The sequence below is a fragment of the Herbaspirillum sp. Sphag64 genome, assembly GCF_014192645.1.
Classification (GTDB): Bacteria; Pseudomonadota; Gammaproteobacteria; order Burkholderiales; family Burkholderiaceae_D; genus Herbaspirillum.
This window is the reverse complement of sequence record NZ_JACHYE010000001.1, coordinates 385,433-398,656: the sequence shown is the minus strand read 5'-3', so window position 1 is coordinate 398,656 and position 13,224 is coordinate 385,433. Positions and strand designations below refer to the sequence as shown.

General features: G+C 55.1%; 16 protein-coding genes. 9 read left to right on the top strand and 7 right to left on the bottom strand.

Annotated features, from left to right (window positions below; translation table 11 throughout):
* Positions 1 to 70: 70 nt before the first annotated feature.
* The gene (locus FHW66_RS01840; protein ID WP_183378000.1) at positions 71 to 1,084 is read right to left on the bottom strand and encodes an alpha/beta hydrolase; all 1,014 of its coding nucleotides are present in this window, start codon (positions 1,082 to 1,084) and stop codon (positions 71 to 73) included.
* 436 nt (positions 1,085 to 1,520) lie between these two features.
* Between FHW66_RS01840 and FHW66_RS01835 the strand changes: the two genes are divergently transcribed.
* Positions 1,521 to 1,988 (top strand): MarR family winged helix-turn-helix transcriptional regulator, encoded by a 468-nt coding sequence (locus FHW66_RS01835; RefSeq protein WP_183377999.1) that lies wholly within the window; start codon positions 1,521 to 1,523, stop codon positions 1,986 to 1,988.
* An 86-nt stretch (positions 1,989 to 2,074) separates the two neighbouring features.
* On the opposite strand, the gene FHW66_RS01830 is transcribed toward FHW66_RS01835, so the two are convergent.
* Both FHW66_RS01830 and FHW66_RS01825 read right to left on the bottom strand, forming a co-directional pair.
* The gene (locus FHW66_RS01830; RefSeq protein ID WP_183385578.1) at positions 2,075 to 2,305 is read right to left on the bottom strand and encodes a hypothetical protein; all 231 of its coding nucleotides are present in this window, start codon (positions 2,303 to 2,305) and stop codon (positions 2,075 to 2,077) included.
* Positions 2,306 to 2,644: 339 nt separating this feature from the next.
* Complete coding sequence (locus FHW66_RS01825) at positions 2,645 to 3,160, bottom strand: redoxin family protein (protein WP_183377997.1); 516 nt, start codon at positions 3,158 to 3,160, stop codon at positions 2,645 to 2,647.
* Between the two features lie 161 nt (positions 3,161 to 3,321).
* On the opposite strand from FHW66_RS01825, the gene FHW66_RS01820 reads away from it, so the two are divergent.
* The 8 genes from FHW66_RS01820 to FHW66_RS01785 all read left to right on the top strand — a co-directional run bounded on the left by FHW66_RS01820 (position 3,322) and on the right by FHW66_RS01785 (position 10,223).
* A complete protein-coding gene (locus FHW66_RS01820) occupies positions 3,322 to 3,564 on the top strand; it encodes a hypothetical protein (protein ID WP_183377996.1) in 243 nt (80 codons plus the stop codon).
* A 152-nt stretch (positions 3,565 to 3,716) separates the two neighbouring features.
* The gene (locus tag FHW66_RS01815; protein ID WP_183377995.1) at positions 3,717 to 4,274 is read left to right on the top strand and encodes a carboxymuconolactone decarboxylase family protein; all 558 of its coding nucleotides are present in this window, start codon (positions 3,717 to 3,719) and stop codon (positions 4,272 to 4,274) included.
* A gap of 20 nt (positions 4,275 to 4,294) precedes the next feature.
* Positions 4,295 to 5,539 (top strand): ABC transporter substrate-binding protein, encoded by a 1,245-nt coding sequence (locus FHW66_RS01810; RefSeq protein ID WP_183377994.1) that lies wholly within the window; start codon positions 4,295 to 4,297, stop codon positions 5,537 to 5,539.
* Positions 5,539 to 6,312: an ABC transporter ATP-binding protein gene (locus FHW66_RS01805; protein ID WP_370543415.1), complete on the top strand. Its 774-nt coding sequence runs from the start codon at positions 5,539 to 5,541 to the stop codon at positions 6,310 to 6,312. Before FHW66_RS01810 ends, FHW66_RS01805 begins: the two co-directional genes overlap by 1 nt.
* A gap of 5 nt (positions 6,313 to 6,317) precedes the next feature.
* Entirely contained in the window at positions 6,318 to 7,049 is a 732-nt protein-coding gene (locus FHW66_RS01800) for an ABC transporter ATP-binding protein (protein WP_183377993.1), read from the top strand.
* Entirely contained in the window at positions 7,049 to 7,909 is an 861-nt protein-coding gene (locus FHW66_RS01795; RefSeq protein ID WP_183377992.1) for a branched-chain amino acid ABC transporter permease, read from the top strand. The genes FHW66_RS01800 and FHW66_RS01795 overlap by 1 nt, the downstream gene beginning before the upstream one ends.
* The gene (locus FHW66_RS01790; protein WP_183377991.1) at positions 7,906 to 8,805 is read left to right on the top strand and encodes a branched-chain amino acid ABC transporter permease; all 900 of its coding nucleotides are present in this window, start codon (positions 7,906 to 7,908) and stop codon (positions 8,803 to 8,805) included. Before FHW66_RS01795 ends, FHW66_RS01790 begins: the two co-directional genes overlap by 4 nt.
* A gap of 20 nt (positions 8,806 to 8,825) precedes the next feature.
* Complete coding sequence (locus FHW66_RS01785) at positions 8,826 to 10,223, top strand: LLM class flavin-dependent oxidoreductase (protein WP_183377990.1); 1,398 nt, start codon at positions 8,826 to 8,828, stop codon at positions 10,221 to 10,223.
* On the opposite strand, the gene FHW66_RS01780 is transcribed toward FHW66_RS01785, so the two are convergent.
* From FHW66_RS01780 to FHW66_RS01765, 4 genes are read right to left on the bottom strand one after another with little or no spacing between them, the layout of a single operon-like run.
* A complete protein-coding gene (locus FHW66_RS01780; protein ID WP_183377989.1) occupies positions 10,175 to 10,486 on the bottom strand; it encodes a DUF971 domain-containing protein in 312 nt (103 codons plus the stop codon). The genes FHW66_RS01785 and FHW66_RS01780 overlap by 49 nt on opposite strands.
* A gap of 15 nt (positions 10,487 to 10,501) precedes the next feature.
* A complete protein-coding gene (locus FHW66_RS01775; RefSeq protein WP_183378627.1) occupies positions 10,502 to 11,476 on the bottom strand; it encodes a HEAT repeat domain-containing protein in 975 nt (324 codons plus the stop codon).
* Between the two features lie 18 nt (positions 11,477 to 11,494).
* Positions 11,495 to 12,337, bottom strand: a complete 843-nt coding sequence (locus FHW66_RS01770; protein WP_183377988.1) for an ABC transporter ATP-binding protein — start codon at positions 12,335 to 12,337, stop codon at positions 11,495 to 11,497.
* A 10-nt stretch (positions 12,338 to 12,347) separates the two neighbouring features.
* Positions 12,348 to 13,214, bottom strand: coding sequence for an ABC transporter permease (locus FHW66_RS01765; RefSeq protein WP_183377987.1), 867 nt, complete (start codon positions 13,212 to 13,214; stop codon positions 12,348 to 12,350).
* Positions 13,215 to 13,224: the final 10 nt, after the last annotated feature.

The window sequence follows — 13,224 nt, the reverse complement described above, 5'->3', positions numbered from 1 at the left end:
ACAAGAAATTTTTTCCGGCTGCGGTGGCAGTTGGCTATACGCACATTCAGATATCATTTCGCATGACAATTTACTTCAAACGTGCCTTGAGTTCTTCTGCAGCCTGATGCAAAGCGGCACGTGTTGCCGGCACTTCGGACAGTGCATTGAGCAAGCCGAAATCATGGATCATGCCGTTGTAACGTGTGCTTACCACCGGAACACCCGCGGCATCGAGCTTGCGGGCATACGCTTCGCCTTCATCGCGCAGCACGTCTTTTTCAGCGGTGATGATCAATGTTGGTGGCAATCCCTTGAGTTGCTCGGTAGTTGCCAGCAATGGTGAGGCGTAAATTTCCTGACGTTGCTTGACGTCGGTGGTGTAGGCATCCCAGAACCATTTCATCAAAGGACGAGTAAGAAAGTGACCTTGTTCAAACTGGTCATACGAAGCGTCCTCGAAGTTGGCGTTGGTCACGGGCCAGAACAGAACCTGTGATTTGATCACCGGTCCACCCTTGTCCTTGGCCATCAATGCGGTGACGGTTGCCATGTCACCACCAACACTGTTGCCAACAACGGCCAGGCGCTTGCCATCGACATTGATGTCGTCACCGTGCTCAGCGACCCACTTGGTAGCTGCATAGATTTCATTGATAGCGACAGGGTAGTGGGCTTCAGGCGATGGTGTGTAGTTCACAAACACCGCAGCGAAACCGGTTTCTGCAACCAGATCGCGGACGAAGCGCTCGTGGGTCGGGAAGTCGCCAAGAATCCAGCCGCCGCCGTGGACGAAAATGAATACCGGCAATTTACCTTTCGCACCGACCGGACGGACGATGTTGAGCTTGATGGTCTTGCCGTCAGCCGTGATCGTCTTCTCGCTGACATCAGCAGGAGGCAACTTGGCGCCAGCCTGCGCACCGATCAATACTTGACGGGCCTCTGTCGGGCTCAGTGTTTCCAATGGTTTGCCGCCACCTTTTTCCAATACTTCAAGGAAGGCCTGAGTATTGTGTTCTACGCCATAACTGCCAGCGGCCATGCTGCTGTGAGCGGCCAGCGCCATAACGGTTGCTGCTACGATTTTGGTATAGCGGTTCATGTCAATTTCCTTCGTATTGGTGAATGATTTAAGGGGCTGCTTCGGGTAAATATATCGAGCTATTAAATAGCGCGCTATTTAAAGGGCGGGACATAAAAGTTACTTGGGTACGGTCCTGCGATGGCTGAGTGGATAGGCGTTGTCGTAAATCATGCTGCCGCAACTGTTTCCTATTTTTCGGTCGTCGAGGTGATGTATTCCGTCAGGTCAGGTAACCAATGTCTTTGTCGATGAAAGGATTTTAAATTGTGTACTATTTAATTGCAAGCTATTTATTTGTTGGATCCATGGCCGATCAGAGACTTTGTTCTCAGGTCGCTGTTTTTCTTCTTTGACTTGTTGCAGCTTCAACGGCAGAAAGAACTTCTGAGCGACAGTTCGAGATGCGTAGAGTTATCAGATTACAATGATCAACAAACTACATTACAGTGCGCCGATGTCTAAAAACACTTCTTCTCCGTCAAATAAATCCGCGACGTCTTTGCGGCTCGGTGATCAACTCTGCTTTGCGGTTTACTCCACAATGCTGGGCCTGAACAAGGTCTATCGCAAGTTGCTAACCAGCCTTGGGGTTACTTACCCGCAGTATCTGGTGCTGTTGATTCTGTGGGAGCAGGATGAATTGACGGTGTCTGAAATTGGCGATCGTCTCTTTTTGGATTCGGCGACTCTCACGCCTTTGCTCAAGCGCATGGAAGGATTGGGATTGTTACAGCGAGAGCGTGCCAAAAATGATGAGCGCCAGGTAATCATCAGTCTGACCTCAGAAGGACGCGACCTGCAGGAGCGTGCCAAAAAGGTCCATCAGGGAGTCTTTTGTGCGACTGAATGCAACCCAGGAGAATTGAGCGCCATCCGTGATCAATTGGTAGCATTACGCGAGAAGCTCTTCAAGAACGCCTGAGGTGCAAACCATCAAAGCGCCCTTGCAGCATCGCCATGATCGTTTGCATGATGGATAACTCCAAGTGATATTGGGTGATGCAGTTATCAGGCAGGTAATCTGCGGATCGCTTCCAGCAAAAATTCTGCCGACTTCGGTGCCGGCCTGGCCCGATTGGTCACAGCGTAGATCTTGCTGACCGCAGGTAAGTCCATGCGACGAATCTGAATCTGTTTGTCTGCATTGCCTGTGTTCCCCGCATTTGCGGTGAAATTGTCGACCACCGCGATGCCGATATTTGCTTCAACAAGTGATCTGGCCAAGGGATAAGTTTGCACGGTTACCTTGATAACCGGAGGTGGAGTGACATCCGCGCCAATCTGTATACGATTATTACTGGTAATAATCGTGCCTTGGCAGAATGGGTTGCGGCCAAGGCACTGGCGGTCACGGTTGCCGCTGATTCAGTAGTGCCGCAGGATCCTCAGGGGCTGACACTACATTTAAAAAAATCTGCTGGTATGACCCTCACCACCATGGGTGAGCAAGACAAAATCTATGTTTCATCCGAACAGGTGCTGCCAGACTACGATTCAACCAGCCGTCCCTGGTACATCAAACCACTACAGGCAAAAGCACCCTTGATCACAAAGCCCTATCAGTCGATGGATAAGGTTTTACTCGTCGCTCAGCAAGGTTCGGATGGCGGCCTCAGTTTCCTGATAATCGCCTTCTCCGAAATGGGAATAGACAATATTGCCTTTTTTATTGACCAGGTAGACTGCCGGCCAATATTGGTTGTGATAGGCATTCCAGGTGACGTACCGATTATCTTGCGCCACGGGGTAGTGTATGTTGAACTTCATCATGGCATTGGTGACGTTTTCAGTGGAGCGCTCAAATGCGAATTCCGGAGTATGTACACCGACCACCAAAAAACCTTTCGACTTGTACTTTTCATACCAGGCCGTTACATAAGGCAATGTGTTTGTGCAGTTGAAGCAGGTGTAGGTCCAGAAGTCGACCAGTACGACTTTTCCCTTCAGGCGGGCCATGCTCAGCGGTGTGGAGTTGATCCAGTTGTCGATTCCTGAAAAATCTGGTGCTGGGGGACCACTGACAAGCGTATCGGCAGAAGCCGCTAAGCCAAACAACATGGCAGTCGAAGCGAGGATGGCAATTGACTGTTTCATCTGAGGTTCCTTTCAGGACGGATGGGATCTTCAGTGCCCTGAAGATCGCTTACTGTTTAGTTCGCTGCGAAAGGTACATTGGTTACAGTCAGTGCATCAGGTGTGCCCATTTTCGACGGCCCAGTCGGATATCTTTGGCACCCTACAATGTAAGGATGGATGTGAAGCGATTGTTCGCCTTTGATGACGATGCGGGTGTGACTTGCACACCGCATATGAATCCGAAGAGTAAAAGCGGCTTTCTCGATTATCTGGATGCTGGCGACCATAAGGCCTTTGCCATGTTACCAGCGCTGAACTGGAAATGGGTGAGTAAGAGTCCCAGTACTGACGTCGCTATCAAGCAGGCACTGGAGGGTTGCGTTGGCTGCAGCATTGTATCTGTGGATGGGCATGCGCCTTAATGTATCCGGCCGCAAGTATGATTATGTGATTTTGGTATTTATATAGTCGATTTTATTCATATCGATCTTTCGACGCACTCTCTATAATTTTGACTTCTTATACCTGTCACTTGATATCACTCCTGATATCTTATCTTCACTGGAGATGATTCATGCCCCGCATCAGCGAGCTGACCCCCACTGATTTTGACGTCGAGCTGGCGCAACTGTACAAGCAATTCACAGGTGATGGCGCGCAGTTCTCCGATCAGTTCTCAATCCTGGCACATGTGCGTCCAGCGGCACTGCATTTATTCAGCATGCTGAGCGAGTTGAAAGCCAGAGAAAACATTTCCTATCGATATATTGAACTGGCGGTGGTAGTGGTATCGCTGCTCAACGAATGCCAGTATTGCGTCGATAATCATGCACCCCGGCTGGAGGTAGATGGTATCTCCGAACAGGGTGCGAGGAATTTGCTCGACTATCAGGGGCATCCGGAGTTAACGCCCGTGGACAAGCTGGTCGTGGAGTATGCGATTGCGGTCACGCAGTCGGCAGCGCGCATTCCCGAAAAGCTGTTTGATCGTCTGCGCAGTCATTTCACAGAGGATCAGATTGTGGAACTGACCTTACGTATTTCCCTGTGCGGATTTTTCAATCGGTTCAACCAGGCACTGCAGGTTGGCGAAGATACAAGCGCCGTGCATGTGCACGCCAATATTGCCTAGTGCATCAAGAAAGTTTGCCTATGTCCATCGATTTTTCCTCTCAACACCGCGCTTTGGATCGTCGTGGTTTTCTGACACTATTGACTGCTGGTACCGCTGTGCTTGGGTTGCCCATGCTGGCGCATGCGGCCGGTGAGCCGATCCGTATCGGATTACTGGCACCGCTAACCGGTGGTGGTGGTCCCTATGGCGAGGGGATGGTCAATGCTGCCCTCAAGGCGGTAGAATTCATCAACAAAGAAGCTGGTGGTGTGTTGGGTGGCCGTCGGCTGGAGATCGTGGTGGCCGATGATGAGAGCAATCCCACCGCTGGAGTCGCCGCAGCGCGCAAGCTCCTTGATGTCTCCAAAGTCGTGGCGCTGATCGGTATGTGGAGCAGTGCGGTAGCGATGGCGGTCAAACCGCTGGCGATCGAACGCGGTATTCCTTTGCTGGTTTCCGGATCTGCGGATGAAGTCACCCAGGGTGACAATAAAGGATTGGTCTGGCGTTTTCAGTCCAGCGGTAAGGACTGGGGTGCAGTTTTTGGTAAGGCAGCATTGAAGGATGGTGCTAAAACTGCCTCGGTGCTGGCCTTGCAGACACCCTTTACGACCAGTCTGGTGGAACCGTTCATCAAGACTTTCAAGGCCGGTGGTGGCCGCATTATCGATAGCGTTTATTACAGCCCGAATCAGCCCTCTTATCGTGCCGAGGTAGAAAAAATCTTTTCGCAGAAGCCCGATGCCGTGTTCATTCCGAGCTACCTGCCAGATCTCTCCGCGGTCACACGCGAGATTTATCGCAGCGGTTATAGTGCCAAGATCTACGTCAATTCCTCGGCTGCCGATGCGGAAGGTGCATTTATTAAGAATGTGGGTGTGCAGGTCTCTGAGGGTATTGATCATATTCAGTCGATTCCACCACGCGAATCGAGCGCCTATCAGACCTTTGCACGGGTGACTGGCACCTCGCCGGACGCTATTGCCATTTTTCCCTCCAATGCCTGGGATGAAGTGTCGGTACTGGCACTGGCTATTGAAAAGGCCGGTAGTACCGATCCACAGCAATTCGCCAAAGCGATTCCGCGAGTGGTCAATGGTCCCGGCGTCACCGTGGAAGATCCTGTGGTTGGCCTCAAGGCTCTGCGCGCACACAAAGCGATTGCCTACAGTGGCGCTGGTTCCAGTTTCAAATTTGCTGCCAACGGCGAACAGATCAATCGCATCTATGGCCATTTCACGATCAGGAACGGCAAGAACAAACTGATTGAAATCCTGCAATAGTGTCAGTTCCATCAACCTCAGATGTGGCACTTTCGGCTGCGCAATTGTCGCTGTCGTTTGGTGGTGTCCAAGCATTGCAACAGGTTTCCCTGACGGTGCCTGCCGGTCAGATCACCGGAATCATCGGTCCCAATGGGGCCGGTAAATCTAGCCTGTTCAATTTACTGGCCGGGAGCATGCGACCGGATGCCGGGCAGATCCACCTCGGCAGCGTCGATGTCACGCGTCTGCCGATGCATCAACGGGCCAGACATGGGCTGGTACGTACGTTTCAGATTGTGCGTGAGCTTGACAGTCTGAGTGTGCTCGAAAATCTCTTGCTGGCCCATCCTGCGCACTCCGGTGATCAGCTCTGGCGTGTCTTTGCCGGCCGTGCTGTGGTGCGCCGGACAGAAGCCTTGGCGTTGGAGCGGGCACACGCACTGCTGGCGCGAGTGCGGCTGACGGCCCTGGCCAATCATTCTGCGGGGGCCTTGTCAGGCGGTCAGAAAAAGCTGCTGGAACTGGCGCGTGCCTTGATGCTGTCACCGGCAATCCTGTTACTTGATGAACCGGCCGCCGGCGTGAGTCCGGCCTTGATCGAAGAACTGTGCAGTTTCATTTTGCAACTACGTCAGGAAGGACTCACCATCGCTATCGTCGAACACAATATGGATGTGATTGCGTCGCTGTGTGACACGGTCTATGTGTTGGCCGAAGGTTGTGTGCTCACACACGGCGACTTTGCGACCGTCACGGCAGATGCCCGTGTAGTGCAGGCGTATCTTGGATAATAAACATGGGCGCGACACTCACTTTATTTGGTATTCAAGCCGGCTATGGCGGTAATACGATTTTGCATGGTGTAGATCTGCAGTTGCCAGCCGGTGGTGCATTGACTGTGATCGGACCAAACGGATCCGGCAAGTCAACGTTACTCAAAACTGTGGTCGGATTGCTTCGTCCTCATGCTGGCAGCATCCTGCTCGACTCCCATGATCTCAGTCAGGCCGACGCCCCCGCACGCGCTCGTGCAGGAATGGCCTATGTGCCGCAGGAAGACAATGTCTTTCTTAATTTGTCTGTACTCGATAATCTCAGGTTAGGCTGGGAATTTCTGCAGGGGCGTACTTCTGCCGTCAGGAGTAGTGTGGACAACCGCATCGAACAGGTGCTGTTGCTATTCCCCGAAATCCGTCCACATTTGCGCAAGAGTGCCGGTTTGCTCAGTGGTGGTCAGCGACAGATGGTAGCGATGGCCTCGGCATTAATGCAGACGCCATCGCTACTTGTGCTCGACGAACCTTCGGCAGGACTCTCACCTAAAAATGCCGCGCTGATGTTTGAGAGTATTGCCCGTATACGGCAGACCGGTATTTCATTATTGCTGATCGAACAAAACGTCAAGCTCGGACTGGCAGCGGCCGATACCGGTTTGCTACTGGTGGCGGGCCAGGTCAGGTTGATCCGTCCGGCCGCGGCGCTGGCCCGGGATCCTGATTTGCATCAGCTTTATCTGGGGAAATCCTGATGTTGCAGCTGCTCTGGAACGGCCTCGTCACGGGTTTGCTGGTGGCGTTGCCAGCGTTGGCGCTCGCGATGACCTTCAGTGTCTTGCGCTTCGCCAATTTCGCGATTGGTGCGATGCTCACCGCAGGGGCGTATCTGATTTTCTTTTTTAATGTGGTACTGGGGTTTGGCCTGCCACTCGCTACCTTGGCAGGTGCACTTTGCGCGGCAGCACTTGCGGTACTGATTGACGTACTGGTGTTTCGTCTCCTGCGTGAGCGCTCTGGCGTGATGCTGTTGGTGGCGTCGATGGGCGTCTCTTTCATTCTGGAAAACAGCGTGCGTCTACTGGCAGGCAGTTCGCCCTATAGCTATGCCATCGAGGCCGCCCGCCCACTGCGTATCGCCGGTCTGCGCATTAATATTGAACAGCTGCACGCAGCGGGCGCCAGTATGCTGGCGCTGCTACTGATTTGGCTCATTTTTAGTCATACCCGGCTCGGTCGCGCCATGCGTGCAATTGCCGATAACCCGGAACTGGCGTCGGTACGTGGCATTTCGCGCCAGCGGGTGGTTACGCTGACCTGGATTTTATCGGGTGCGCTTGCTGCGATAGCGGGCATGCTCATTGGCATTGACACCACGTTAGACCCGCTGATGGGCTGGAACTATTTGTTGCCGGTCTTTGCTGCCGCTATTCTGGGAGGCTTGTCACGACCGATGGGGGCAGTCGCCGGGGCCTTGATCATGGGTGTTGTCGGCGAGTTGTCTACGCTGATTCTGCCACCGCATTACCGGACAATAGCTGCCTTTTTGGTCTTGAGCATTCTGCTCCTGATACGACCTGCAGGCCTGTTCGGTTCTACCTGGGTGCGTAAATGAACTCCTATCTGTTTTCCATTCTGGTGCTCATGTCACTGGCGGGTATCGTGGCGCTGGCACTCAATCTGCAATGGGGCTTGTCCGGCATGGTCAACTTTGGCTTGTTTGGCTTCTATATGCTGGGCGCATATCTGTGTGCGATTCTGGTGTACTACGGCAGCAATCCCTGGAGCGCCATGCTGGCAGCTATCATTGGTACCGCGCTGGCGAGCGCGCTGGTGAGTCTGATCTCAATTCGGCTGGCCGATGACTATCTGGCAATTGTGACGCTGGGTTTTGCGGAATGTATGAAGCTACTGATCATTCACGAGGACTGGGCGACTCGAGGGAGCCTCGGCATTGCTGATATTGCCCGACCGGTACACAGTGAGGCTGCGTTTCTGGTCTTGACGCTATTGGCACTGGCACTGGTCTTTGTATTGCTGGAGTTGATTTCCCGTGCGCCCTTTGGTCGCGTGGCGCGGGCCTTACGCGATGATCCGCTGGTCGCCGCAACACTCGGCAAGAACGTCCTCGCTTTCCGCGTCAAACTGTTTGCAGCCGGTGGCGCAGCTATTGGGTTGGCGGGGGCACTGCATGCTTTTTATTACCAGTATATTGACCCGACCCAGTTCGGCCCGATTATCACTGCCTACGCGTTCATGGCAGTCATCATTGGTGGCCGTGGCAGTAACCGGGGTGTGCTACTGAGCACCTTCACGGTGGTTCTGCTGCTGGAAAGCACTCGCTTTCTCAATGATTACATCAGCTGGCTTAGTGCGGCGCAACTGGCTTCTCTGCGACTGATCCTGATCGGGCTAGTACTGATTCTGATCCTGATCTTCCGGCCGCAAGGCTGGATTCGTGAATATCGATTCAAATCGCCATCGCAGCAACCACCACAGCAAAATCTATAACAGCACCGAGAGGAGCCGTCATGGCCAAGGAAATCCGCTTCAATGCCTTTCTGATGAATTGTGTTGGTCATCTGGCGCCGGGCCAATGGACCGGGCCTGAGGATCAGGCCACTCATTATTTACAACCTGGTTACTGGACTGCACTGGCACAATTGCTGGAACAGGGTCTGTTTGACAGCCTGTTTTTGGGCGATGTGCTGGGGGTCTACGATACTGATCAAGGTTCGCCCGATGCCGCCTTGCGCACTGCGGCACAGGTACCGATGAATGATCCGTTTCCGGTAATCCCCCTCATGTCGCAGGTCACTAAGCATCTTGGTTTTGGCATTACTGCCTCGCTCACCTACGAACCACCTTATCTGCTGGCGCGCCGCCTGACCACACTTGACCATCTCACGGGGGGGCGGGTCGCCTGGAACATCGTGACTTCTTACCTCGATAGCGGTGCCCGCAGCCTCGGGCTGGACCGGCAGATTGCGCATGACGACCGCTACGAACGCGCCGATGATTACATGGCGCTGTGCTACAAGCTGTGGCAGCACAGCTGGGAAGAGGACGCAGTGCGGCGCGATGCTGAGAAGGGCATTTACGCGGATCCAGCTAAAATCCATGCGATTGCCCATGAGGGGGGGGTCTTCCGTTCGCATGGCGTCTACCAATGCGAGCCATCACCGCAACGCACACCGCTCCTGTTCCAGGCGGGTGGCTCCCGGCGTGGTAAACAATTCGCTGCCGACCACGCTGAATGCATCTTTGTTGGTGCACCAACTCGTAACGGGCTCAAACGTAGCGTCGATGATTTACGCAATGCGTTGGTGACTAGCGGCCGGGCTGCCGACAGCGTGCGCTTCTTTGCCATGTTTACCGTGATCGTGGAAGCCACTGCCGAGCTGGCGCAAGAGCGCTATCAGGCTAGTCTGGCGCGCGCCAGTTATTCCGGAGCACAGACACTACTATCTGGCTGGACAGGCATCGATTTATCCCGCTACCAGCCCGATGACACCTTGGGCTATGTTGATACCGACGCCGGTCAGTCAGCTTTGGCCGCATTCAGCAAACTTGATCCAAGTCGCACTTGGACCGTGCGCGACGCAGTCGAGTTTGTTGCCATTGGCGGGCGTGGGGCCGTCGTGGTTGGCGATCCGGTACAAGTGGCCGATGCCCTGCAAGCGTGGATGGAAGAGACCCGTATCGACGGATTCAATCTAGCCTTTGTTGAGGCACCTCGTACCTTCCGTAACATCGTGGAACTGCTGGTACCGGAGTTGCAGCGGCGCGGTGCGTACAAGACCGCCTACACGCCCGGTACCTTACGCGAGAAGTTATTTGGCGCAGGGCCGCAACTGCCACCCGATCATCGCGCCTACGGTTATCGCTCCCAAGTTGGCTCTGGCACTTCCGATAGCCCACGTAAATAAGGCCACGGATATATACCGCGCTTGTGGCCATCGCTAAAATGCAATTGCAGGCCATAGTGCCCGACCGGTTCGATCCCGGTCAGCCTGATCTCAGGCGATACAACCAGTGCTTGCCGGGCATCGCGTTGCCATTTCTTGCAGTCGGCGCATTGGCAATGACTGCGTAGCAGCAGATGGGACAACACCTGCTGCGTACCGTCATCCCAATCAATCGTTAGCTGACCGCTGTTGATCTGGTTAGTGAGTTTGCTTGGGGTGGGCATCGGCTAGTGTGGTGCTCAATGGGCACGCTGGATTTGTTCCAGTGCCAGTCGTACAGACTTGCGTACCTCCGGATCGCCGTCGTGCTGTGCCTGCTCCAAGGCTGGCAGAGCCGTGGGGTCACCGATCTCGCCCAGCGCCAGCGCAGCTTCCTTGCGCAGATTGCTGATGGCATGCTGCAGCGTCACCAGCAATGGTGCAACAGCGTCGGCGCTGCGCAATCGTCCCAGACTGCGCGCGGCACGTAGGCGTACTTGCCAGTAAGGATCGTTCAGCGCGGTAATCAACGCACCGGTGCCTGTCGGCAGACGCAGCTTGCCGAGTGTGGTGGCCGCCTCTTCCCTTACTTGCCAGACTGTATCCTGCAAGGCCGACAGTAAGGCCGGCAGTACACTGTCATCGCTGGCAAAACCCAGCGCACCCGTTGCGCTACGGCGCACTTCTGGGTCGGGATCGTGGGCTGCCAGTTGGGTAATCGGGGCCAGGGCACGTTCCTGTTTCAGATAACCGAGTACCGAGATTGCCTCACGACGTACCGCTGCATCGTTATGCAGCAATGCAGCCAGCGCCGGCTCCAGACTATCCGGCACGCGTAGTTCGCGCAGCGCTCGCAGAATCGCAACCCGGACAAAGGGCTGTTCATCCCATGCCAGCGGCAGCAGCAGTGTCGCTGACTCTGGGTTTTTCAATTCACTGAGTGCATGGGCGGCAGCATCGCGTACGGCCGCATCGGTATCGGTCAGCAGTGTGACCAGTCCGGCCACACTGTCGGCGCTTTCAAACGCCTCCAGTGCACGGGTTGCTTCCAGTCGCACAGCAGCGCTGCGATCCTGCAGCGCGGCCACCAGCAGCGGCGCGTGGGCGTCGCCGGCAAGGTCGATCAGATCGAGGATGGCAATGCGGCGTACGGTATCGTCTGGATCGAGCAGACGCGCACGCAATGCGGCGATGTCATCATCGTCGCCGTTGATGGTAAAGCTGGCGGGGTGCACTGCACTCACGGTGTTTCCTTAAATGGCAAATTGAATCTCGGTCAGATTGGCGGCACCCAGCGGGCTCAGGCGCGATAGAGGTACGACGCGCGTCTCCGGGTGCAGTAGGGCCAGACAATGGCGTTTGAGTTCGGTGAAGGCGGGCGAGGTCACCAGCGTCGGGCTGCGTGGTCGCGGGAATTCGAGTCGCAGCTCTTCGATGATACGTCCCGGGCGCGGACTCATGACGATAATCCGGTCGGCCAGAAATAGCGCTTCATCGATATCATGCGTGATGAACATAATCGTAGTGTGGATACGCGCCCAGACCTCCAACAGCAATTCCTGCATCTTGAGACGGGTTTGCGCATCGAGTGCACCGAAGGGCTCGTCCATGAGCATCACGCGTGGATGGTTGATCAGGACCCGGGCAATTTCAACGCGTTGCTGCATGCCGCCCGATAAATGCGCCGGGTAGCTCTGTGCAAAATCAGCCAGTCCCACTAGTTGCAGCATCTCGTGGGCGCGTGCATAGCGTTCGCGGCGGCTGATTCCCTGCATTTTAAGGCCGAAGGCAACATTGTCGAGTACGCGTTTCCACGGGAACAGCGTATGGTGTTGAAACACCAGTCCACGGTCCAGATGCGGCCCCTTGACCGGTATGCCATCAACCTGCACGCTGCCCTCACTCACCGGTAAATGACCTGCCAGTGCACCCAGCAGCGTGGATTTACCGCAACCTGATGGTCCTAGTACGCAAACGAATTCCCCGGGAGCGATAGTCAGCGAGATATCCTGCAGCGCGTCAAAGCGTTGCTTGCCTTCACCCAACTGCAGTTGCAACTGCCGGATATCGACCTTACCGTATTGTTCAGTGCTCATCAATGTGGCCTTACGCTTGTGGACGATACCAGGGCATGCAGCGCTTGCCGAACGCCTTGATCAGAGCGCTGCTGCTCATGCCCATGATGCCGATGAACAGCATGCCCACGATAATGTCTGCATAGTTTTGGATGGTATAAGAGGCCCAAGTGTAATAACCGATGCCAAACTGGCCTGCGATCATCTCCGCCGTCACCAGACAGAACCAGGCGCTACCCATGCCGATCGATAGTCCGGTGACGATGCTGGGGGATGCCGCTGGCAGGATTACCTCGGTGAAAACAGCACGCCGGCCGCTACCCAGACTGCGGGCCGAGGCAATCAGCCGGGCGTCAACGCCTTCCACGCCGTGGATCGTATTGAGCAAGATCGGAAACAGCGCGCCGATAAAGGTGATGTAAATCATCGACATTTCCGACGACGGAAACATCAGGATCGCCAACGGAATCCACGCCACCGCCGGAATCGGTCGCAGCAGTTCCAGCGGTGGCAGCAGCAGATCGGCAACCAGCGGCAGGCGACCAATCAACAGCCCCAGCACAATGCCAGCCAGTGCCGCTGCGACAAAACCACTGAACACACGACTCAGGCTGGCACCGAGATGGAGCAACAGCTTGGGTGAGTGGAGCAAGGTCCAGGCCGCCTGCAGGACTTCCTCCGGGGATGGCACATTCTGGAAGCTGATCAGCCCCAGATTGACATGACGCGACGACGCCCATTGCCATAACAGCAGACAGAGGACAATCGACGCCAGTCGCAGGCCATGGCGACGCCACTGCCTAAGCACCGTCACCAGTGGTTGCAGCGTTGCCAGCCGTGTGGCTACGATCGAAGACGATGCCGCGCGCGACGTATCAAAGGAAGAACTGAGGGCCATGTGTGGACTC

Excerpts from the sequence above, each read along its gene's own strand:
- FHW66_RS01800 (WP_183377993.1), top strand. The coding sequence starts at position 6,318 with ATGGGCGCGACACTCACTTTATTTGGTATTCAAGCCGGCTATGGCGGT.
- FHW66_RS01795 (WP_183377992.1), top strand. The coding sequence starts at position 7,049 with ATGTTGCAGCTGCTCTGGAACGGCCTCGTCACGGGTTTGCTGGTGGCG.
- FHW66_RS01785 (WP_183377990.1), top strand. The coding sequence starts at position 8,826 with ATGGCCAAGGAAATCCGCTTCAATGCCTTTCTGATGAATTGTGTTGGT.
- FHW66_RS01770 (WP_183377988.1), bottom strand. The coding sequence starts at position 12,337 with ATGAGCACTGAACAATACGGTAAGGTCGATATCCGGCAGTTGCAACTG.
- FHW66_RS01790 (WP_183377991.1), top strand. The coding sequence starts at position 7,906 with ATGAACTCCTATCTGTTTTCCATTCTGGTGCTCATGTCACTGGCGGGT.
- FHW66_RS01835 (WP_183377999.1), top strand. The coding sequence starts at position 1,521 with ATGTCTAAAAACACTTCTTCTCCGTCAAATAAATCCGCGACGTCTTTG.
- FHW66_RS01840 (WP_183378000.1), bottom strand. The coding sequence starts at position 1,084 with ATGAACCGCTATACCAAAATCGTAGCAGCAACCGTTATGGCGCTGGCC.
- FHW66_RS01825 (WP_183377997.1), bottom strand. The coding sequence starts at position 3,160 with ATGAAACAGTCAATTGCCATCCTCGCTTCGACTGCCATGTTGTTTGGC.
- FHW66_RS01810 (WP_183377994.1), top strand. The coding sequence starts at position 4,295 with ATGTCCATCGATTTTTCCTCTCAACACCGCGCTTTGGATCGTCGTGGT.
- FHW66_RS01765 (WP_183377987.1), bottom strand. The coding sequence starts at position 13,214 with ATGGCCCTCAGTTCTTCCTTTGATACGTCGCGCGCGGCATCGTCTTCG.
- FHW66_RS01780 (WP_183377989.1), bottom strand. The coding sequence starts at position 10,486 with ATGCCCACCCCAAGCAAACTCACTAACCAGATCAACAGCGGTCAGCTA.
- FHW66_RS01815 (WP_183377995.1), top strand. The coding sequence starts at position 3,717 with ATGCCCCGCATCAGCGAGCTGACCCCCACTGATTTTGACGTCGAGCTG.